19 protein-coding genes are annotated in these 21706 nt (G+C 59.2%); 7 read left to right on the top strand and 12 right to left on the bottom strand.

Features of this window, described 5'->3' with window-relative positions; translation table 11 throughout:
• Positions 1-67 precede the first annotated feature (67 nt).
• The 6 genes from ACI2KB_RS25535 to ACI2KB_RS25510 all read right to left on the bottom strand — a co-directional run bounded on the left by ACI2KB_RS25535 (position 68) and on the right by ACI2KB_RS25510 (position 7254).
• Positions 68-805 carry an SDR family oxidoreductase gene (locus tag ACI2KB_RS25535; RefSeq protein ID WP_404639232.1) on the bottom strand — a complete coding sequence of 246 codons (738 nt, stop codon included), beginning with the start codon at positions 803-805 and terminating at the stop codon, positions 68-70.
• Positions 806-807: 2 nt separating this feature from the next.
• Positions 808-2340 carry an FGGY-family carbohydrate kinase gene (locus ACI2KB_RS25530; protein WP_404639230.1) on the bottom strand — a complete coding sequence of 511 codons (1533 nt, stop codon included), beginning with the start codon at positions 2338-2340 and terminating at the stop codon, positions 808-810.
• 148 nt (positions 2341-2488) lie between these two features.
• Positions 2489-3556: an alcohol dehydrogenase catalytic domain-containing protein gene (locus ACI2KB_RS25525; protein WP_404639229.1), complete on the bottom strand. Its 1068-nt coding sequence runs from the start codon at positions 3554-3556 to the stop codon at positions 2489-2491.
• 182 nt (positions 3557-3738) lie between these two features.
• Positions 3739-4677 carry an ABC transporter permease gene (locus ACI2KB_RS25520; protein ID WP_404639227.1) on the bottom strand — a complete coding sequence of 313 codons (939 nt, stop codon included), beginning with the start codon at positions 4675-4677 and terminating at the stop codon, positions 3739-3741.
• Between the two features lie 37 nt (positions 4678-4714).
• Entirely contained in the window at positions 4715-6226 is a 1512-nt protein-coding gene (locus tag ACI2KB_RS25515) for a sugar ABC transporter ATP-binding protein (protein WP_404639225.1), read from the bottom strand.
• 83 nt (positions 6227-6309) lie between these two features.
• Positions 6310-7254: a substrate-binding domain-containing protein gene (locus tag ACI2KB_RS25510; protein WP_404639223.1), complete on the bottom strand. Its 945-nt coding sequence runs from the start codon at positions 7252-7254 to the stop codon at positions 6310-6312.
• 221 nt (positions 7255-7475) lie between these two features.
• On the opposite strand from ACI2KB_RS25510, the gene ACI2KB_RS25505 reads away from it, so the two are divergent.
• The 7 genes from ACI2KB_RS25505 to ACI2KB_RS25475 all read left to right on the top strand — a co-directional run bounded on the left by ACI2KB_RS25505 (position 7476) and on the right by ACI2KB_RS25475 (position 14220).
• Complete coding sequence (locus ACI2KB_RS25505) at positions 7476-8300, top strand: NAD-dependent epimerase/dehydratase family protein (protein WP_404639221.1); 825 nt, start codon at positions 7476-7478, stop codon at positions 8298-8300.
• A gap of 33 nt (positions 8301-8333) precedes the next feature.
• Positions 8334-9221, top strand: a complete 888-nt coding sequence (locus ACI2KB_RS25500) for an SMP-30/gluconolactonase/LRE family protein (RefSeq protein ID WP_404639219.1) — start codon at positions 8334-8336, stop codon at positions 9219-9221.
• Between the two features lie 422 nt (positions 9222-9643).
• Positions 9644-10555 carry a TauD/TfdA dioxygenase family protein gene (locus tag ACI2KB_RS25495; protein WP_404639217.1) on the top strand — a complete coding sequence of 304 codons (912 nt, stop codon included), beginning with the start codon at positions 9644-9646 and terminating at the stop codon, positions 10553-10555.
• A gap of 33 nt (positions 10556-10588) precedes the next feature.
• A complete protein-coding gene (locus tag ACI2KB_RS25490) occupies positions 10589-11707 on the top strand; it encodes an ABC transporter substrate-binding protein (RefSeq protein ID WP_404639215.1) in 1119 nt (372 codons plus the stop codon).
• 4 nt (positions 11708-11711) lie between these two features.
• Positions 11712-12623, top strand: coding sequence for an ABC transporter permease (locus ACI2KB_RS25485; RefSeq protein WP_404639213.1), 912 nt, complete (start codon positions 11712-11714; stop codon positions 12621-12623).
• Positions 12620-13408: an ABC transporter permease gene (locus tag ACI2KB_RS25480; RefSeq protein ID WP_404639211.1), complete on the top strand. Its 789-nt coding sequence runs from the start codon at positions 12620-12622 to the stop codon at positions 13406-13408. The genes ACI2KB_RS25485 and ACI2KB_RS25480 overlap by 4 nt, the downstream gene beginning before the upstream one ends.
• Positions 13409-13428: 20 nt before the next feature.
• Entirely contained in the window at positions 13429-14220 is a 792-nt protein-coding gene (locus tag ACI2KB_RS25475) for an ABC transporter ATP-binding protein (RefSeq protein ID WP_404639209.1), read from the top strand.
• Between the two features lie 63 nt (positions 14221-14283).
• Here the strand turns inward: ACI2KB_RS25475 and ACI2KB_RS25470 are convergent, their stop codons facing one another.
• From ACI2KB_RS25470 to ACI2KB_RS25445, 6 genes are all read right to left on the bottom strand, one after another.
• On the bottom strand, positions 14284-15243 hold the full coding sequence (locus ACI2KB_RS25470; protein ID WP_404639207.1) for a diguanylate cyclase: 960 nt from the start codon (positions 15241-15243) through the stop codon (positions 14284-14286).
• A 3-nt stretch (positions 15244-15246) separates the two neighbouring features.
• Positions 15247-16245, bottom strand: coding sequence for a response regulator (locus tag ACI2KB_RS25465; protein ID WP_404639205.1), 999 nt, complete (start codon positions 16243-16245; stop codon positions 15247-15249).
• Positions 16246-16776: 531 nt separating this feature from the next.
• Positions 16777-17142 (bottom strand): response regulator transcription factor, encoded by a 366-nt coding sequence (locus ACI2KB_RS25460; protein WP_404639203.1) that lies wholly within the window; start codon positions 17140-17142, stop codon positions 16777-16779.
• A gap of 159 nt (positions 17143-17301) precedes the next feature.
• Positions 17302-19311 (bottom strand): putative bifunctional diguanylate cyclase/phosphodiesterase, encoded by a 2010-nt coding sequence (locus tag ACI2KB_RS25455; RefSeq protein WP_404639201.1) that lies wholly within the window; start codon positions 19309-19311, stop codon positions 17302-17304.
• 133 nt (positions 19312-19444) lie between these two features.
• Complete coding sequence (locus tag ACI2KB_RS25450; RefSeq protein ID WP_404639199.1) at positions 19445-20065, bottom strand: response regulator transcription factor; 621 nt, start codon at positions 20063-20065, stop codon at positions 19445-19447.
• Complete coding sequence (locus ACI2KB_RS25445) at positions 20062-21555, bottom strand: sensor histidine kinase (protein ID WP_404639197.1); 1494 nt, start codon at positions 21553-21555, stop codon at positions 20062-20064. Before ACI2KB_RS25445 ends, ACI2KB_RS25450 begins: the two co-directional genes overlap by 4 nt.
• Between the last annotated feature and the right edge of the window lie 151 nt (positions 21556-21706).

The raw sequence follows: 21706 nt of genomic DNA, 5'->3' as shown, positions 1-21706 counted from the left end.
GGCTCCCACAGTAATACGTGTCGAGCCATGGATTTATGATCGGAGCCGATTCTGCGGTATCGGGTGACTAACGCGCGGTATACCCCCCATCAATCGGCAACGCTACGCCACTGATCATCGACGCGGCATCACTGAGCAAAAACAGGATCGGCGCCGCCACCTCCGCCGTCTCGGCAAAACGCCCCAACGGAATCGCCGCCAACGCCGGATCGCGCTTGCTCGGTTCGCTCCAGGCCATCTGCGCCATGGGCGTCAAGGTCACAGTCGGATTGACGCTGTTGACCCGAATCCCGAATTTGCCCCACTCGCCACACTGCACCCGAGTCATGGCATCCATAGCGCCTTTCGACGCGCAGTAACTCAGGTGATCGTCCAGCGCGACCAATGACGCCTGGCTCGACACGTTGACGATGCTGCCTTTCACGCCGTCTTTGATCATCGCTTTGGCCACACTCGCGGCCACCATCGCCGAGGCTCGAACGTTGACGGCCATGACCTGATCGAAGGCGTCGGCGCTGACGTCGGTGGCCGACTCAAGGATGGAAATACCGGCGCAGTTAACCAACCCGTGCATCATCGGCAAGTCAGCGAGCAATCCTTTCAATTGCGCCTGATCAGCAATGTTCACACGCAATACGCGGCAGCCCTGAGCCTCCAGTTTTTGCAGCGCGCAAGCGTCACGCCCCATGGCATACACCTCGGCGCCGCTGTTCAGTAACTGTTGAGTCACTTCCCAACCGATGCCGCTGCTGGCGCCGGTCACCAGCACACGCTGGCCAGTGAAATCAAAACGGGCGGTGTTCACATTCAGGCCCCCTGCAAGCGATGCATGATCGGTTTAAGCGCCGGGTACAGCGCCACGTAATCGGCGAACAAGCGCGAGTACAACGCAACGTTTTCAGCCCGAGGCTCGGCGCGACGCTCCAGTTGCACCCAGCCTTTGTGCACTTGATCTTCGTCCACCAGACCCACCGCATAGGCCGCGAGCAAGGCCGCGCCGAGCGCCGCTTCAACCTCCTGAACGATGGTATAAACCGGAAACCGCGTGACGTCGGCGATGATCTGCATCCACAAATCCGAATGGCTCGCGCCGCCGACCACGATCAGACGCGGGTCCAGCGACTGCGCGCCTTTGGTGCCCGCTTCGATGTTGTGGCGCAAGGCGTAGGTGACGCCTTCCAGCACCGCGCGATAAAGATGCGTGCGGCTGTGATAGAGGTTCAGCCCAACGAAACTGCCGCTGGCTTTGGCGTCCCACACAGGGCTGCGCTCGCCCATCAGATAGGGTTGAAACAGCACCCCTTCGCTGCCTGCCGGGATCTTCGTTGCGGCGCGTTCGAGGATCGCGTGGCTGTCCTCGCCAGTCTCGCGACCTTGCTGTTCTTCTGCCTGACAGAACTGTTCGCGAAACCAACTGACGGACGCGCCTGCGGTGATCGCACCGCCAAAAATGTAGAGGTCTTTCGCGCCGTTGAAGACGTGGGGAAAGCTCACCAGTCCATGACGCGCATCGACCTGTTGATTGAGGTAACCCCAACACATGCTGGTGCCAATCATCGCCACGTGGTTACCCGCCTGGGTGACGCCTGCGGCGAAGGTGGCCATGGCCGCATCGACCCCGCCGCCGAGCAGAGGCGTCCCGGCGTTCAGGCCCAGACGCTCAGCCCACTCAGGCAGCAATCCTGCGACCACATCGCCAGAGTGCACCAGCCGTTCAGGCATCATCGATGCAGGAATGCCCAAGGCCTCCAGCATCTCGCTCGACCAACCTCGCGCCCCGATGTCGTAAATGCCGCCGATGTTGCCCGCCGAGCTGTGGTCCACTGCCACCTCGCCAGTGAGGCAGTAGTTGATGTAACTGTTGGGCGGTAGCAAGTAACGGGTGTCGGCCCATATCTGTGGCTGTTTGTCCTTGAGCCAGAGCATCTTGGTGAAACCGTAATAGCTGTCCACCGAGTTGCCGGTGATCGCGTACAGGCGTTCGAGATCGACGTTCTGATTGACCCACGCGACTTGCTCTTCGGCGCGGCGGTCCATCCAGATCAGGCACGGATAAAGCGGTTTGATCTGCGCATCGACGGCAATGCCCGAGCCACCATACAAGCTGCTCACACAGAGCGACTTGACGCTGTCTTTCGGCACGTTGCTTTTGCGCATGCAGGCCGCCACACAGATTTCCACGGCATCGAGCCAGACCTGGGGCCATTGCTCGGCCCAGCGTGGTTTGGGCGTGTCGACTTTGTAGCCATGGCTGTGCTGCGCGACGATGCTGCCCGTGGCATCCACCAACAATGCCTTGGTGCTTTGGGTGCCGATGTCGACCCCGATGACGTATTCCATCTTCACGCACTCTCTTGTTATGGGATCAATCGCCAGATCGTTGTTGCCTGCAACGACGTCATCGCGGATGAATCCGCTCCCACAGGGATTTGCATTCCACCTGTGGGAGCGAATTCATTCGCGATGCGATGTACGACGCGCCGCGAACTCAGGCACTCGCCACCGGCTTGAGCAACACCTTGATCGACTTGGTCGAGTTCGCCAGCTCGAACGCCTCGGCGAAATCATCAAGGCCGAAGTCATGGGTGACGATACCTTTGGAGGTCACCAGCCCGCGCTCGAACAGGTCGATGGCGATCGGGTAGCAATACGGCCCCAGGTGAGCGCCGCGCACGTCCAGTTCCTTGCGATCGCCGATGATCGACCAGTCGGCACTGGTCTCGGCGCCGAACACGCTGAACTCGACGAAACGCCCCAACTTGCGAATCAAATCCAGGCCCTGGGTCACACCCACAGGTACGCCAGTGGTTTCGATGTACACGTCGCAACCATAGCCATCGGTGAGGCCGTTGATGATCGCTTTGGCGTCATCGCGGCTGGGGTTGATCACCACGTCGGCGCCAAATTTCTTCGCCAGTTCCAGACGCTCGTCGACCATGTCGATGACCACCAGTTTCTTCGGCGTTTTCAGCGCAGCGACTTGCACCATGCACAGCCCCAACGTGCCCGCGCCCGCGATCACCAGCACGTCATCGAGCTGCACATCGCCGCGGTTGACGGTGTGAATCGAGCAGGCCATCGGCTCGATCAGCGCCGAGTCTTCCAGCGAGACCGATTCGGGGATTTTGTGCACGATGGCGGTTTTCGGGATGCGCATGTACTGCGCCATGCCGCCCTCGGCGACGTCCTTCTGGAAGCCAAAAATGTTGTGCACCTCGCACATCCAGTACTTGCCGGACTTGCAGAATTTGCACTTCTCGCAGGGCACGATCTGCTCGGCGATCACCTTGTCACCGACCTTCACGCCGAAGTGCGCTTCAGCGCCCTCGCCCACTGAATCCACGTAACCGAAGAATTCGTGGCCCGGCACCACTGGCGCCTTGACCCACGGGCTTTCGCCGCCCCAGAACATCGCCGCCCCCGAGTGGCATTTGCAGTCACTGGCGCAGATGCCACAGGCGCCGATGCGAATCACCAGTTCGTTGGCGCGGGCCACGGGCTTGCCAATGCGCTCCAGACGGTAGTCTTTCGGCGCGTGGCAGACGACGGCTTGCATGGTGTTTGTCGTGTTGTTTTCCATGTCGGGTTACCTGTTCGGGATAAGTCTTGTGTACGTATGCGCGTTCCCTTGTGGGAGCCGGCTTGCTGGAGAAAACGTCGGTTCAGACACTTTTTGGGGAGCTGACCCACCGCATTCGCCAGCAAGCCGGCTCCCACAATGTTCCGCGTGATCGCTGTTTATTTATGCCGCTGCCGACTGATGAAAATCGCCAGCAAGATGATTGCGCCCTTGATCACGCTCTGCACGTAAGGCGACACGCCGAGCATGTTCAATCCGTTATTGAGCACGCCCAGCAGCATCGCGCCGACGAGAGTGCCAATGATCACGCCACGCCCACCGGCAATCGACGCACCACCCAGCACCACCGCCGCAATCGCGTCCAGCTCGAAACCGACCCCGGCATTGGGTTGGCCGCTCATCAAACGCGAAGACAACACCAGCCCTGCAATGGCCGCCGTCAGCCCGCTGATCGAATACACCAGCAGCTTGAACCGCGAAGCCCGGACGCCGGACAAACGCACCGCCTCTTCGTTGCCACCAATCGCGTAGACATAGCGCCCGATGCGCGTGTGTTGCAGCAGCACCCAGGCGAAGAAATAGGTCAGCAGCATGATCAGGATCGGCACCTGAATACCGAACAAGGTGCCGCGACCGAACCAGGCGAACCAGTCCGGCATGCCGGAGATCGGATAGCCGTCGGTGTACATCAGGCCCAGCCCGCGCGCGATGCCCATGGTCGCGAGCGTTACGATGATCGGCGGCATTTTCAGGTAGGCGACGAAAATGCCGTTGCCCACACCGAAGCCCACGCCGATCAAAAGCCCGATCAGGATCGCAATCGGCGCCGGAACACCCGCAACCATCAAGCCGGTGGTCAAGGTGCCGGACAAGGCCATGACCGGCCCGACCGAGAGATCGATACCGCCGGTGAGGATCACGCAGGTCATGCCCACCGCGATGATCGCGTTGATCGACACTTGCCGGGCGATGTTTTCCAGGTTAGCGCCCGTGAGGAATTTATCGCTGGCGAAGATCATGAAGACCGTCACCAGCACCAGCCCGACGAAGGGGTAAAACGCCGGTGAGCGGATGAGCTGGGCGACGTTCAGCCTCATGCTGTTTTTCGTACGGTCGGCGTGTGCAGTCATGGTTTTAATGGACGTGTTCACTGTTCAGACTCCCGGTCGCATGGCGCATCACTTCTTGCGGGTTGATGTCGCGGGCCTCAAGCACGTTGACGATGGCGCCTTTGTTGAAGACGGCCACGCGGTCGCACATGCCGATGATTTCCGGCAATTCCGACGAGATCATGATGATCGCGAAGCCTTGTTCAGTGAGTTTGCGCATCAGGGTGTAGATCTCCGCTTTGGCGCCGACGTCGATGCCGCGGGTCGGTTCGTCGAAGATCAGAATGTCGCAGTGGTGATTGATCCAGCGGGCGATCACCACCTTCTGCTGATTGCCGCCGCTGAGGTTGAGCACGCGGCTTTCGCAGGTCGGCGCCTTGATCGACAACTGCTTCATCAGCTCGGCGGTGGTGGCGTCTTCCTTGCTGCGGTCGAGCAGGTGCGCAGCGCTTTCGTACTTGCCCAAGTTGTTCAGCGAGATGTTTTCACGAATGCTGAAATCGACGATCAACCCTTCGCTCTTGCGGCTTTCCGGCAACAGGCCAATACCATTGGCCAGTGAGTGAGCAGGATCACTCAAGTTGACCGGCTGGCCACGCAAGACCACATCTTTGCTCACCACCGGCAGCGCGCCGATCACGCCCAACGCCAATTCCGTGCGGCCTGAACCGACCAATCCGGCAAAGCCGAGAATCTCGCCTTTGTGCAGGTTGAAGCGGTTGTGCGGGCCATTGCGGGTCAGTTGAATGTCGCGCACTTGCAACACCACATCGCCCAGGGGCTTGTCAGGCTTGGGTGGAAAACTGGCCTCCAGACGGCGCCCGACCATCATTTCCACCAGCGTGTCGATGTCGCTGTCAGCCACGGTCAGCGCGCCGACATTGGCGCCATCGCGCAGCACGCTGATGCGGTCGCAGACCTGAAAAATTTCCTCCAGATGGTGGGAGATGAAAATCACCGCCACGCCCTGGCTTTTCAGCTCGCGCATGATGTCGAACAGCAGGTCCGCTTCGGATGGCGTCAGCGTTGCCGTTGGCTCGTCGAGAATCAGCAAGCGCGCCTCAAGGGCCAGCGCCTTGGCGATTTCGACGAACTGCTGCTCAGCCACGCTCAAATGCTGCACCGAGCAATCGAGGTTGATCGTCACACCCAAGCGATCGAACAGCGCGGTGGCCTTCTCGCGCATGTCCTTCTTGCGCAGCAGGCCCAAGCCGTTGACCAACTCGTGCCCGAGGAAAATGTTCTCCACCGCATTGAGGTACGGGATCAGGCTGAATTCCTGAAACACGATGCCGATCCCGGCCGCAATGGCTTCGTTATAGGTCGCAAAATGCTGCTCGGCGCCATCGATGAGGATGCTGCCTTTGTCTTGGTGCTCGACACCGGCGAGGATCTTCATCAGCGTGGATTTGCCCGCGCCGTTCTCGCCCAACAGCGCGTGAATCTCGCCGCGCTCGACCGACAGATTGATCGACTTGAGCGCATGCACGCCGGGGTAGCTTTTACAGATGTTTTCCAGTTGCAGAAGGCAGCTCATGGGCACCTCGTCAAACCGCAGCTCGCGTGAATCCGCGCCACTCGCCGGACGCGGAAAACGTCAGGCGAGCAACTGCTTTCGTATCACCAGGTGAAGGTTTTGGCCTTGGCCTGATCCACCAGCAGGATGTCGACCGGGATGGTCGCCGGGACTTGCGATCCCCACTTCTTGGCCAGCGCCAGACCGAGCGCCAGACGCACCTGATCACGCGGGTATTGAGCGGAGGTGGCGATGAATTTGCTGTTTGGTTTCTGGATTTCTTTCACGGCTTCCGGCGAGCCGTCGACGCTGGTCAGCTTGACGTCCATGCCGCTGGACTCGATGGCGGCCAGTGCACCGAGCGAGCCGTTGTCATTGACGCTGAACAGGCCTTTCAGATTCGGCTGCGCTTGGAGCATGTTCTCGGTCACGCTCAGTGCCTGATCACGTTCCTGCTTGCCGTTCTGAATGCTGACGATCTTGATGTCCGGGTACTTGCCCAACGCCTCCTTGCAACCGCGCACACGCTCCAGAATCGGCACTACCGCGATGCCGTCGAGAATGCCGACGTCGCCTTTGCCGCCGATGTTCTTGGCCAGGTAATCGCAGGCTTGCACGCCTGCGTCGAAGTTCTTCGAACCGACGAAGGAGTCCAGCGGGCCGTTGGCCTGCGCGTCCACAGCGACCACCACGACGCCTTTGTCATGGGCCTGCTTCACGGCCGATTGAACACCCACTGAATCGGTCGGGTTGATGATCAGCACGTCGATGCCTTTTTGCAGCATGTCCTCGATGTCGCTGATCTGCTTGGACACGTCATGCCGCGCGTCGGTGACCAAAAGGGTCGCGCCAATGCTGCCGGTGGCGTCCTGCAGGGCGTCCTTCATGGTCACGAAATACGGGTTGTTGATCTCTTGAAACGAGGCACCGATCTTCAACGGACCGGCTTTGGCGTCAGCGGCTTGGGCGGCGAAGGAACCAGCACACGCCACAGCCACGGCGAGGGAACAGAGGACGCTGGAAAAGCCTTTCTTGAGGCGAGTTGTCATAGCGAAAAATCCCGTTGTTTTTATTGTTAAAGCGGAAATGTCATCGTTAACATTTTCGAAATTAGCAGAGAAAAATCGGGTTCGCAACAGGCCGTGAGACGCCACTTATCCGCCAGTTGGCGCGTTGACAAACTTTGCAACGCCTGTCGATAATCCTGCGACATGTCATATGACAACCGATGACACCCATAACAACAACGTCAACACCAGGGTTCCTCACGATGACTCAATCCGTTGCCTACACCCCTTTTCACCGTATTTTGCTGACAGGCGCCGCAGGTGGCTTGGGCAAGGTGCTGCGCGAAAGCCTGCGTCCTTACGCGGCTGTTCTGCGTCTCTCCGATATCGCCGAAATGGCCCCCGCTGCGGGACCTCATGAAGAAGTGCAAGTCTGCGATCTGGCCGACAAACAGGCCGTTCACCAACTGGTCGAAGGCGTCGATGCCATCGTGCATTTCGGTGGGGTGTCGACCGAGCATTCGTTTGAGACGATCCTGGGGCCGAATATCTGCGGTGTATTTCATATCTACGAAGCCGCTCGACGTCATGGCGTGAAGCGGGTGATTTTCGCCAGTTCCAATCACGTGATCGGCTTCTATCGCCAGGACGAAACCATCGACGCCAGCGCGGTGAAACGGCCAGACAGTTACTACGGTCTGTCCAAGTCGTATGGTGAGGACATGGCCAGTTTCTACTTCGATCGCTACGGTATCGAAACCGTGAGCATCCGCATCGGCTCGTCATTCCCCGAAGCGCAGAACCGGCGCATGCTCAGCAGTTGGCTGAGTTACGACGACCTTACCCAGTTGATCGAACGCGGCCTGTTCACGCCCAACGTCGGCCACACCGTGGTGTATGGCGCGTCGAACAACGAGAAAGTCTGGTGGGATAACCGTCTGGCCAATCATCTGGACTACCAGCCCAAGGACAGCTCTGAGCCCTTCCGGGCCAAGGTCGAAGCGCAACCGGCTCCAGCGGCGGACGATCCGGCGATGGTGTATCAGGGGGGCGCATTTGCCGTCGCCGGGCCTTTTGGCGATCAGTAACGCCCTTTTTCCTCACTTGATGGAACGCATGCCATGCAGGCTGAGTTGATCCTCGACGCACGCAACGCCACGGGCGAAAGCCCGGTGTGGAACGTGCAAGAACAGGCGCTGTACTGGGTCGATATTCCGGCTGGGCGTTTGCATCGCTGGCGCTTGAGTGACGGCCGCTCCGACGCCTGGCAGGCGCCGCAGATGCTCGCCTGCATCGCCGACCTGGGCGACGGCAACTGGCTGGCCGGGATGGAAGACGGCCTGTACCGCATTCGCCCTCAAGACAACGGCACCCTTGCGTCAGAACGTCTGGCTGAAGTCGACCATCCTCGCGTCAACATGCGCTTCAACGATGGCCGTTGCGACCGTCAGGGTCGGTTCTGGGCGGGCACGATGTTCATGGACATGGCGCAAGCGGCCTCTGTGGGCTCGCTCTATCGCTACACCCACGATCAACGCGAACCGCTCAGTCCGTTCATCACTGACATGATCGTGCCCAATGGCTTGGGCTTCAGCCCCGATGGCCAGGTGATGTACCTCTCTGACTCCCACCCTTCGGTGCAGAAAATCTGGGCATTCGATTACGACATCGACAGCGGCACCCCGCACAATCGCCGCCTGTTCGTGGACATGAACCACTTTCCCGGACGCCCCGATGGCGCGGCGGTGGACGCCGACGGTTGCTACTGGATTTGTGGGAACGACGAAGGGCTGATTCACCGCTTCACCCCGGCAGGCACACTGGACCGCTCGCTGGCTGTGCCAGTAAAGAAACCGGCCATGTGTGCTTTCGGTGGGCGCGATCTGGACACGCTGTTCGTGACATCAATACGACCAGGTGGCGACGTTGGCGATCAACCGCTGGCCGGTGGCCTGTTTGCGTTAAGGCCGGGGGTGAACGGTCTGGTCGAGACACCTTTCCGACGATAAGGCAACTTTGCCAGTTCCGCCGACACACAACGCTGTGGGAGATTCTATGTTGCCTGCCAGCCTCATTCGCCACCAAGGCGGCTCCCACAAAGATCGGGCTGAATCCAAATCTCGCGCTTGGCACTGAATCTGTGGGAGCCGGCTTGCTGGCGAAAGCGTGCTGTCAGGTTATTCCCCGATAAGTGACCCACTGATTTCGCCAGCAAGTCGGCCCCCCCACTAAAAGCCTGACACACAGCGGAATACTCAGAAACGCCAAGAGCCTTCAGGCAAACTTATCGAATAACCTTATGTAATTTGGTTATCTTCATAAGCAACCAGCATAAACTCCCCTTCTATATTTATGACAAAAGGTGATTAGCTTTACGCAGATTTATATCTTTATGATCTGAGCCACAACAACCTAAACAGGAGTTCAGGACATGGCGATTCAGATCAACCCCGTGGCAGGGAAAATCGGTGCCGAGTTGAGCGGCATCAAACTTTCCGGTGACATCTCTGAACAGGATTTCGAGTTCATCCACCAGGCGCTGCTGAAACACAAAGTGCTGTTCTTCCGCGAACAGTTCCTCACCGACGAGCAACACGAACGTTTCTCCCGCCGCTTCGGTGAGCAGGTGCCGCACCCCACCGTACGCTCCGCCGAGCAAAGCGCAGCGATCCTCAACCTGGACTCCCGCGAAACCCGCGCCAACTCCTGGCACACCGACGTCACCTTCGTCGCCAACTACCCGAAAATCTCCATCTTGCGCGGCGTGGTCATCCCTCCGTACGGTGGGGACACCGTCTGGGCCAACACCGCAGCGGCCTACGCTGACTTGCCTGCGCCATTGAAAACCCTGGCCGACAGCCTGCGCGCCCTGCACACCAATGTCTACGACTACGCGGCGCCCAAAGACACCGGCGAAGCGGGCGTGAAACGCTATCGCGAGCAGTTCACCGCCGAGGTCTATGAAACCGAACATCCGCTGGTCCGCGTGCACCCGGAGACTGGCGAGCGCAGCCTGATCCTCGGCCATTTCGTGAAGCAGATTCAGGGCGTCAGCAGCAACGACTCCAAACAATTGATCCGCCTGTTCCATGACCGCATCACCCAGGTCGACAACACCGTGCGCTGGCGCTGGAGCGAAGGCGACGTGGCCATCTGGGACAACCGAGCCACCCAACACATCGCCATCAACGACTACGGCCAGGCCCAGCGCATCGTGCGCCGCACCACGGTGGCCGGTGACATTCCGGTAGGCGTCGATGGCCGCGCCAGCCAGGCGATCAAGCCCACACCTGAAACCCTCTCCCCGCGAACAGAAGCCGACAAAAAGCATCTGGCCGCCTGATTTTCGTCACCCCATTTTTAAGGAAGAACCGTCATGGCAAAGGCCAAGCGAACATCTGTATTCAGCAAAACGAGCGTAGCTACCGCACTGGCGGCGCTGCTGATGATGCCCTTGGCCGAAGCCGACGTACTGCGCATCGGGGTTGCCAGCGCGGGCGGCGGCGATCCGGTGACATTCAGCGGCTCGCCCCTGGGCATCGTGCGCAACCAGCAGCTTCTGGAAAAAGCCTTCGAAGGCACCGGCACAGAGATTCAGTGGTTCTTCTTCAAGGGCGCAGGCCCTGCGGTGAACGAGGCGCTGTCCAACAAGCAACTGGACTTCGCCTACGAAGGCGATCTGCCGCAAGTGGTGGGCCGTGCCAACGGGCTGGACACCAAATTGCTGGCTGCCATCGGCGTGCGCTCCAACGTCTACCTGGCAGTGCCCAAAGGCTCCGACATCAAGACCATTGAAGACCTGAAAGGCAAGAAGGTCGCGGTCTTCCGCGGCACCAACGGCCATCTGGTGTCGATCAATCTGCTGGCCGATCACGGTCTGACTGAACGCGACTTGAAGGTGATCAATCTCGACAGCGGCAGCAGTCAGGCAGCGCTGGCGTCCAAAGGCGTCGATGCAGCGTTCGGCGGTCGCGAGCTGTTCAAACTGCGCGATCAGGGGCTGGTCGACATCATCTTCGACAACCCGAACAACGACGTGCGCTACACCCGTCAATGCGCGCTGGTGGTTCGCGGCGAGTACGAAAAAGAACACTCGGCCAACGTGCAGAAAGTGGTCGACACGCTGGTGGACGCCGCCAGGTGGGAATCCGAAGAAAGCAACCGCGACGCCGTTCTGAATGAATGGGCCAAGACCAACGAGCCACTGGCATCGCTCAAGGCTGACTTCGGCCACATCACCCTGCGCGACAGCGCCTCGCCACTGGTGGATGACTTCCTGCGCGCCCGCTATCAGGCCGTTGCCGATCAGGCCAGAGACGAGAAAATGATTCGTCGCCCCGTCAGCATCGACGGCTGGTTCGAGACCAAATACCTGGAAAACGCACTGAAGTCCAAAGGGCTGCAGAACTACTGGACCGCCTACGGTGCAGACGGCAAAGCAGGCGCGAACACCGCCACGGCGTCGTCGGATAAAGCCGTCAACAACGGAGGCTGACGCCATGGCCAGAGCCAACGCCACTGCGCTCGACCGACAACACACGCCCGCGAAAACGCTGGCGCCCGTCGAGCGACTGCCTAACTTTCCGACCCGCGCACCACGCCGGGTCGCTGCCAGCAAACCTCCACGTTCAGCCTGGCAATCCCGCACGCTGAACGCCGCCCTGCCCTGGCTGCTGCCTATTGCCCTGCTCGGCCTCTGGTATCTGGGGACCGAACGAGGCTGGCTCTCGGAGCAGGTGCTACCGCCGCCTGCCTACGTCTACCAGACGCTGCAAGATCTGGTGACCACCGGCGACTTGTCGCTCAACGCCTCGGCCAGTCTGCAACGGGTGCTGGTCGGATTTCTGATCGGCTCAGGACTTGGGGTCGTTCTCGGTCTGGCGATGGGGCTGTCGAAAACGATCGAAGATTACCTGCTGCCCACCTTCAACGCGCTGGTGCAGATCCCGGTGTTGGGCTGGATGCCCTTTGCCTTGCTGCTATTCGGTATCGGCGAACCGCTGAAGTACGTGCTCATCGCCCACGCGGCGCTGGTGCCAGTCACGCTGTGCACCTTGCAGGCGTTTCATCAGGTGCCCAAACGCTTGCTGGAAGTGGGCCGGGCGTATGGATTCAGTCAGCGCCAGATCGTTACCGACATCGTGCTGCCCTCGGCGGTCGCGCCGATCTTCACCGGCCTGCGGCTGGGATTCACCAAGGCCTGGCTGTCGCTGGTGGTGGTCGAATTGCTCGCCTCCAGTGAGGGGCTGGGCTACCTGATCGCCTACGGTCGCCAACTGTTTCAACTGGATCTGGTGATGGCAGCAGTGGTCGTGGTCGGCACCGTCGGGCTGTTGATCGATCGCGGCTTTGAAGTCATCGAGCGCCGTCTCAACAAGGGTCGGCCTGTGACACCGGGGAGGCTCGCATGAGCAGCGCAATCTTGACCAACGCCCCACGCCAACATCGCTATCGCGGCTGGGTCTTGCCCATAGTCGGCGTTGCCCTTTGGTGGCTGGCCGCGAATCAAGGTTGGAGCGACTCGGGCCTGTTGGTTTCGCCGCAAAAGGTCGCCGTCACGGCCTGGCATCAGGTGACCTCGGAACAGTTCTGGCGAGCCATTTCATCCAGCCTGGCGCGCAACCTGAGCGGCTTTTTCATCGGTACGGTGCTGGGTCTGATCCTCGGTTGCCTGCTGGGCTTTTCACGGCTGTTCGAGCGCTTGGTCGGACCGAGCTTCAACACCTTCAAACAGATCTCCCTGTTTGCGTGGATTCCCCTGATTTCGGTGTGGTTCGGTTTGGGTGACGTCGCGAAAGTGGTGTTTCTGTCGCTGGCCGCACTGGTGCCGGTGGTGGTCAATACCTGCGACGGCCTGCGCAATGTGCCTAACGCGTTTCTGGAAGTGGCCAAGGTCTATGGCTTCAGCCGCTGGCAGACCATCGTCGGCGTCATGCTGCCCGCTGCGCTGCCATCGATCTTCACCGGGATCTACTTGGCGCTGGTGTACTCGTGGCTGGCGACCATCGGCGCCGAATACCTGCTGGTGTCCGGCGACGGCATCGGCAACACGCTGATCGATGGCAGCGAGCATTTCATGATGGACCTGGTGCTGTTCGGCATGGTGATCATCGGTCTGGTGGGCTGGGCGCTGAACGTCTTGGCGCGCCGACTGGAGCGACGCCTGCAACGGCTCTACGGCATCACGCCCCGTTAATTTTTGCAGAGGGAAAACCCATGCCTGCCACTCAATCGCTTCCTCCGCTTCCCGCACAGCAAGGTAATGGCCTGCGTCTGGAACACATCAACAAGCATTTCTCCAGCGCAGACACTCAATTGCAGGTGCTGGAGAACATTCAGCTCGACATCGCACCGGGAGAATTCGTCGCCATCGTCGGCGCCAGCGGGTGCGGCAAGTCGACCTTGCTGCGGCTGATTCTGGGTCTGGACGAGGAATTCGACGGACGCATTCTGCTGGATGAAAAGCCGATCAAAGGCACCGGCCTTGAGCGCGGCATCGTGTTTCAGGATCATCGTTTGTTTCCGTGGCTGACCGTCGAGCAGAACGTCGCGGTGGGCTTGAAGAACGCCCCGCTGACACCTGCACAGAAGCGTGAAACGGTGCGCGAGCATATTCATCTGGTGGGTTTGCAAGATTTCACCGACTCATACCCGCATCAGATTTCCGGCGGCATGGCTCAGCGCGTGGCGATCGCCCGGGGGCTAGTGAATCGCCCTAGCGTGTTATTGCTCGACGAGCCGTTCGGCGCCCTCGACGCCCTGACGCGCACACGTCTGCAACGGGAACTGCAAAACATCTGGCAGCAAGAAAAAATCACCATGGTGCACGTCACCCACGACGTGGACGAAGCGGTGTATCTGGCCGACCGCGTGGTCGTGATGCAACCCCATCCAGGACGCATTCGGCGCATCGTCGACATCGACCTGCCCCGCCCACGCAACCGCAGCGATGCGCGGTTCATTGCGCTGCGGGATGATGTGCTGAGTGATTTCGCGGAGGTGTCATAGGGCTGCGCGCAGTCTCGCGCAACAAACACGCTCCCACAGGGGATCGTGCTCATCCGCCAGACCTCAGCCAGCCCCGTGCAATGACACCTGATTACGCCCGTTCTTCTTCGACGCATACAACGCTTGGTCGGCCCATTCGATCAGGGTTTTGTGGTCGCTTAGAGGGGCGTTCATGTCGGCTACGCCCAAACTGATGGTGAAACGAATGGTCTCGCCTTCGTGCTGCACTTCCTGCGCTTCAATCGCCACACGCAAGCGCTCGGCGAACATGCCGCCGCCGTACTTGTCGGTGTCCGGCAGCAGCACCGCGTACTCTTCGCCGCCGTAGCGACCCGCGAGGTCCGAGTCGCGAATGTGCTCGCGAATCACATCGGCCACACGCTGAATCACCTTATCGCCGCACTGATGACCGTAGGTATCGTTAACCCGCTTGAAGTGATCGATGTCGAACATCACCAGCGCCGCCGAGGTGCTGTAACGCACATGGCGGGCGTACTCCAGCCGCAGCGCCTCTTCCCAGTGCCCACGGTTGTATAGCCCGGTCAGTCGATCCGTGCTGGAGAGTTTTTGCAGCTCCCGATTGGCGGCCTGCAATTGCAGACGGTTGGTCGCGACATCGGTCACGTCGTAGATCACCAGACACACATGAGTGACCTCGCCGTTGGTCGCGCGCAACGGGAACATCGTGGTGTTCTGGTACATGAAGTCTTCTTGCCCGGTGATCGGCTGGTAGCTCTTGAAACGCACCAGGTACGGGCGCTGTTCCCAGATGGTGAACGCCGGAGTGCCAAGCGTGATCACGCTGTCGATCTTCTTTTTCAGCCAGTCCTGATTGACCTCGGGAAACAAGTCGAAGAACGAGCGATTCGCCGCTTCGTAGGGCAAGACCCCGGAGCGGTTTTCCATGAACGTGTTCCACACCTGCACCTGATATTCCTGATCCAGTACCACCACGCCCACGTCGATACTTTGCGTGATAGTCAGCAGCCAATGCAGTTCTTTGATGTCGATACGATCGTTCATGGATCAGCTCATCAGGTAGGCGAGTTTGCGCGACAGCCGCTCTACCGAGTCTTCGGTGAACAACATCAACAAATCGAAATGGACGTTGTGCCCTTCCAGGCTGTAACTGATTTCTACTGCGAGCGTTTTCTTCCACCGCTGCTGGTTGATGCGGATCAGTTCTTCAATGCCGCTGTGAACACCGAGCACTTGCGGATGGCCTTGTGAGAACGCGATGTCGATCTGCTCGGCAATTCCGCTGAGGCACGCGCCGATGAGGATCGACGACAGGTCCAGCAACATTTCCATGTCCGAGTAATCCTTGTCGCGGATTCTCATCAACTGCGCCATGTCAGCAATTTCGGAGTCATGGAACAGCAGCAACGCTTCGCCCGCGATCCCTCCGCCGATGTAGCCCTGACACACTGCCGTCAGCCGGTCACTGCCCTGAGCGTCAGCCAGCGCCATATGCAGTTCGCCAACTTCCAGCATGTTGACGTTGGGCACCGGCAGTTGCACGAAGACGCCCAATACTCGTGCCAGCAAGGCGGCCGCGCGCCCCATCGCCACGTTGACCGTCTCGCGGAACGCATCCTGAAAACTGATGGAGGTGGGTTCGGCTTTCGGTACGACGAAAGCGGGCTTACTGGGTTCGCCTAACAAACCCAGGCGCTGCAACGTCAGTTGCAATTCGAGCGGGTCTGCCGGTTTTTTCAGGAAGGCCAGCGCACCCAGTTCCCTCGTGCGTCGCACAGCCTCGTCCTGAACGTCGCCCGATACCACGATCACCTTGGCTTGCAGGTTTTCCGCACGTATGGCCGCCAGCGCCTGATAGCCGTCCATATCAGGCATGGTCAGGTCCAGTAACACCACCTGGCCTAACCCTTGGCGAATGGCTTCAAGGCCTTCGTGCCCGTTGGTTGCGGTCGTGACGGACACTCCCCAATTGGAAGGCAAGGCGCGTATCAACTGTTTGCGCGCCATATTGGAGTCGTCGCAAATCAGCAAGGGAATCGTGGGCATTGCTTTCAATCTCACGGCAAAAGAGTTTCAGGCAGCGCCCGGAATATCTGTGCAATCAATTGTTTTGCAACACTCGCACCGCATTGAACTCCGGAGAGTCAATTAACTATCCGCGGACAAAGTGAGTCGAATCTTCACTCATTCAGAGATGAGCTGCGCAGTATGCAATATTTATGCTCATCCTCACGTTAAGCCGCACATTTCAATAAGAAATGCACGCGCTGGAATGTTGGCGTCAATAGATTAACCAAATCGTGAAAACAGGCCGTCTATTGTTGGTCAGGGACGATACTGCACGGACGGGGCAAGCCGAGAAGCCCGGTTTTAAGCGGGCTGACGGAGAAAAATACCGACACACCCATTATTAAGTACCGGTACTAAAGGATGAGTAGTAACGACTCATCAGTCAGAAGAAGTCATTAAACGCTTGTTCTTAAATGCGAAAGCGATAAAGACGTGCAATGTCCCTCGCTCCGAATACCACACTTGAACCAAGACAGTGCGTTATCGGCATGATCCAGGGCATCGTGTTCAGGTCAATGTCGACTCAAGACAATCAATCAATGCCTGGGCTTGAAAAGGTTTGGCGAGGAAACAGATCGCACTTCCCGTCATGGCGCGCTTGCGCACTGTTTCTTCGGGGAAGGCAGTAATGAAAATGGTGGGGATATGAATCCCTTGCGCCGTGAGGTGTTCATGCAATTCCACACCACTCATGTTCGGCATTTGCACATCGGTGATGAGGCAATCGGTACGGCTCATATCAGGCGAAGCCAGGAACGCCTCAGCCGAGGAAAAAATGCACACGAGAAAACCCAGCGAGCGAACAAGGCTGTCGATACTGGCGCGGACCGCGTTGTCGTCGTCGACTACAGCGATCAGAGGGGAGCTGGACAAGCGGATTACCTTCAATTGCAGGCTTGAATGAATGCACGACGCCGTGCACAACAACAGTCCACACGTTACCGGCCCCGCTTAACGCCGAGAATTATACGGGTGTATGAATACGACCGGCGGGGTCATTCCTGACCATTCAGACAACCCCTTTTAACGCGCTCAAACCCAGCGTTCGGCCGTAAACGAGAACTCGATACGCTCTTGGATGAACGTTTCAAACGCGTGGGTTTCCAGCGCTTTTGCGTAGTAGTAGCCCTGCGCTTCGTCACAACCGCGCACCGTCAGAGCATCGAGAATCGCAAAGTCTTCGACCCCTTCTGCAATGACCTTCATGTCGAAGCTATGCCCGAGGGTGATGACTGCCTGCACGATGGCCGCGTCCTGCGCATTGCTCAACATCCCGCGGACAAAGGACTGATCGATCTTCAGCTTGTCCACCGCGAAGCGCTTCAGGTAAGCCATGCTGGAATAGCCGGTGCCGAAATCATCGATCGACATGCGCACGCCCAACGCCTTCAGCCCGCGAACCGTATCGAGCACTCGCTCGGAATGCTCGATCAGGATCGACTCGGTCAGTTCCAGTTCCAACAAGTGGGGCTTGAGCCCAGTCTCGTGGAGCGCACGCCTGACGTCCTGCACCAGATTGCCCTGACGAAACTGCACCGCCGAGCAATTCATCGCCACACTCAACTCGCCCAGCCCCGCCGCCTGCCAGGCCACGGCCTGATGACACACTTTGTGCAGCAGCCAGCGACTGATGGGGATGATCAACCCACTGGACTCGGCCACGGGGATGAACTCACTGGGCGCAATCGGCCCCTGCCCGGGATGTGTCCAACGCAACAGCGCTTCAGCGCCGATGACAGCCCCCGAGCCCAAATCGATCTGCGGCTGATAATGCACCTCCAGTTCGTTTTGCTCGAAGGCCAGGCGCAGCTCGCTCTGAATATGCAGAAAACGCAGCTCCCGCGCCCCCATGGCCGCTTCGTACATCACCCAGGTGTTGCGCCCGTTGCGCTTGGCCTGCGCCATCGCCGTGTCCGCCGCCTTCAGCAGTGAACCGAAGTCATGGCCCTGAGCGGGATATACGGCGATCCCGACCGAGGCCGAGACGGACAGGGTGTAGCCTGCCAGCTCAAGCGGTTTTTGCATGACATGCAGAATGCTTTTGATCAGTTGCGCCAGACGCACGGGGTCGTCGTCATTGACCAGCACCAGGAATTCATCGCCGCTCAGGCGCGCCACCGTGTCGACAGCCGGCTTGAGGGCCACCAGACGTTGGGCCAGACGCGTAAGAACCGTATCGCCCGCCACATGGCCGAGCGAATCGTTGATGGTTTTGAAGTTATCCACATCGATGTAGAACAGCGAAAGGCGTTGCCCTTGCCCGCCATCGTTGATCGCTTGATTGACCCGATTCAGCAAATAGCGACGATTGGGCAATCCGGTCATCTCGTCATGAAACGCGCTTTCACGCAGCTCGTTCATGATCTGCTGTCGCCGAAGGCGGTTGGCCTGCAAGCGCAGGGTCAGACCAACGATCAGCAGGTACAGTACGCCGCACACCACCGACGACGCGATGACCGTGTACTTCCAGCTCAGCAGGTAATCTTCTGCGGCGAGCCCGATCACCAGCGCCAACGGCAAATCACCAACGCGCCTGAAGCCGTACAAGCGTTTGATGCCGTCGACACGAGAACGCGTGAGCAGCGTGCCATCCTTGACATTCTCGGCCAGCAGACGCCCGATCTTGTCGCTGCCTGAAGGGGGCGCGCCATCAAAGGGCGCGGGTGGAATTCGAAGCACGTCCTGCGCGTAATCCGTACGCCGCAACATGATGACGCCGTGGGCACCGACGTCCACCTCGCGGATGACGTCGAGCACCTTTTCCAGTGGAATACTTTGCAGGTCAAGTTGCACATCCCGAAGCGTATTGCTCAAGCGCGCTTCCAGAATGCGGCTCAAATTCCCCACGTCGGAGATCGCCTGGCGCTGCGCCTGCTGATGCAGCAACCCCAGCAACGCGCCGAGCAACAGAATGATCGCAAGCGCCAGCCCGCCCCAGAGCCAAAGATGAAATTCAAGCGTGGGGGCTTTCGTTTTCGAGGGCGTCGGAAGCGATACAAAGGCGGCTCGCGGCCCGGTCACGGATGCGGTGTAGTCAGTCATCGATAGGGCTCGGGAAAGATGGGCGATGGCCTGCACGAAACATTCAGGATCGACGGAAAGAAATTATCACTGCCGTCCAGTAATGCCGATTAGCTATCAGACTGATCCCTTCATACTCAGGTATGAGGCCTGCTCAAACACCTTCGAGGGTTTGCGACATCTTCACCAGATCCGCGAATGTGCGAGCCTGCATCTTCTTCATCGCATGCCCGCGATGAATCTTCACCGTGATCTCGCTCAACCCCATTTCGGCGGCGATCTGCTTGTTCATCAAACCGGTCACCGCGTACGCCATGACCTCCTGCTCACGAGCGGTCAGGGTCTGATAACGGGCCTGCAATTGCGCCGATGCCTTGCCACTCTCGCGACGACGGGCATCCTGTTGCAGCGCCAGCGACACGGCATCCAGCAAATCCTGCTCGCGGTAAGGCTTGACCAGAAAATCCAGCGCGCCGGCTTTCATGGCCTTCACTGACATCGCGATGTCGCCGTGCCCACTCACGAACACGATGGGCATCGACACTTTCATGTCTGCCAGACGCACCTGAAAATCGAGACCGCTTTCGCCCTGGAGGCGCACATCCAGAATCAGGCACGCCGGAACGTCCTCGAAAGGATGCTTTAGAAACTCGGCGCCCGACGCGTAAGTGTGAACGCGCATTCCTACCGAACGCAGCAGGCTATCGAGCCCCGCGCGTATGGCCGGATCGTCGTCAACGACGAACACCATCGGACTCAGGTCAGGGGCACTCATGACAACACCGGTTCACAGGTTGGGAGTGAAAAATTCAGGCTGGCGCCATGGCCCAGCTCGCTTTCGGCCCAGATACGCCCGCCATGGGCATCAATGATCGAGCGGCAGATCGACAGGCCCATGCCCATCCCCTCCGGTTTGGTGGTGAAAAACGGATTGAACAGATTGGGCAGGTTCTGCGCTGAAATGCCGGGGCCGTTGTCCTGAAGGCACAGCGTCACCTCACCACCCTCGCCCTTGCTCAGTTGCACGGACAGTGCGCGCTCCTTGCCGTGCATCCCCGACATCGCCTGCATCGCGTTGATCAGCAGATTGATGATGACCTGCTGCAACTGCACCAGATCGCCTTTAACCCAGACAGGTTCATCCACAGGGCACAACACTAGGCTCACGCGATGGCGTATCACTTCTCGCCGAACCAGTTCGACGGACTCGTGCAACACATCATGCAGATCAATCTGAACATGCTGCGGATCGGTCTTGCGCGATAGCGTGCGAATACGCCGAATGACCTCACTGGCCCGATGCGCTTCGCTTTTAATCCGCTCGATGGCACTGCGAACTTCGCCCAGATTCGGCACCTCGCGATTCAGCCAGCGCAACCCGGCTTCCGCGTTAGTGGTCACGGCAGACAGCGGCTGGTTGACTTCATGGGCAATCGACGCGGCCATCTCGCCCAATGTGGTGACCCGTGTGACGTGGGCCAGTTGACTTTGCGAGCGATGAAGCGCCTCTTCCGCATTCTTCGCGGCGGTAACGTCCATCAGCGCGCCGATGTACTCGCAACCTCCGCACGCATCCTGCACCTGCTGAGCCAGCATTCGGACCGACTTGCAGGACCCGTCAGGCATCAGCAGCCGAAATTCCGCCTCCATGTTCGCGTGCCGAGCGTAGGCCTGCTCGATGAGGGACTTCAGGTCCTCAATGTCGTCCGGGTGCGTGCGGCTCATCATGTATTCGAGCGTCGGTTGCAGCGATTCATCGAACTGGAAAATGCGTCGCGCCTCGTCAGACCAGTACATGTGTGCGCTGGGCATTTTCAGACCGATACTGCCCGTCAAGCTCAACCGCTGAGCACCGGCCAAAAAGGCCTCACTGCGGTGCAACAAATGAATCTGGGCCTGAAGCGCGTCCCGCGACGCCATGTTCTTCAACGCCAGAAACGCTGTTATCGCGATGGCACATAGGCTGACCAGACAACGGGCAAACGGCGGGACCAGCCATTCGGTGCCATGGGATAACAGAAACGCCATCAACGTGAGCAAGCCGCAGCCTGTGGACACGGCTGCAACGCTTTTACGAGAGAACACGTCGGCGCACAGCAAGATAACCGCGACATAAAGTACGGCAATGGCCACGTCGAGCGAACTGAGCCAGTCGATCAGAAAGATGATCACCGTCAACATCATCGCCCCGACTCGCAGCAACCAGATGCTGGACGAGACCTCGACGCGGGAAGCTGCCGGTGATGCAGCGGGAAGCGTATTCATTGCGACAGTTTTGCCTTGTTGTGAATCATTGGTACGGCAGCGCAAGTTTTGTCACAGGCGATGAGTGCCTGCGAACACCTCCGCGCCAGGACGGCGCAGAACCGAATAATAATGTGAGAGAACAACGGTCTTCCATTGCACCCTGGTATAG

Source organism: Pseudomonas sp. NPDC088444 (assembly GCF_044900175.1).
In the GTDB taxonomy this organism is placed as follows: Bacteria; Pseudomonadota; Gammaproteobacteria; order Pseudomonadales; family Pseudomonadaceae; genus Aquipseudomonas.
Note: the sequence above shows the minus strand (reverse complement) of the source record. Positions and strands in the feature narration are given on the sequence as shown.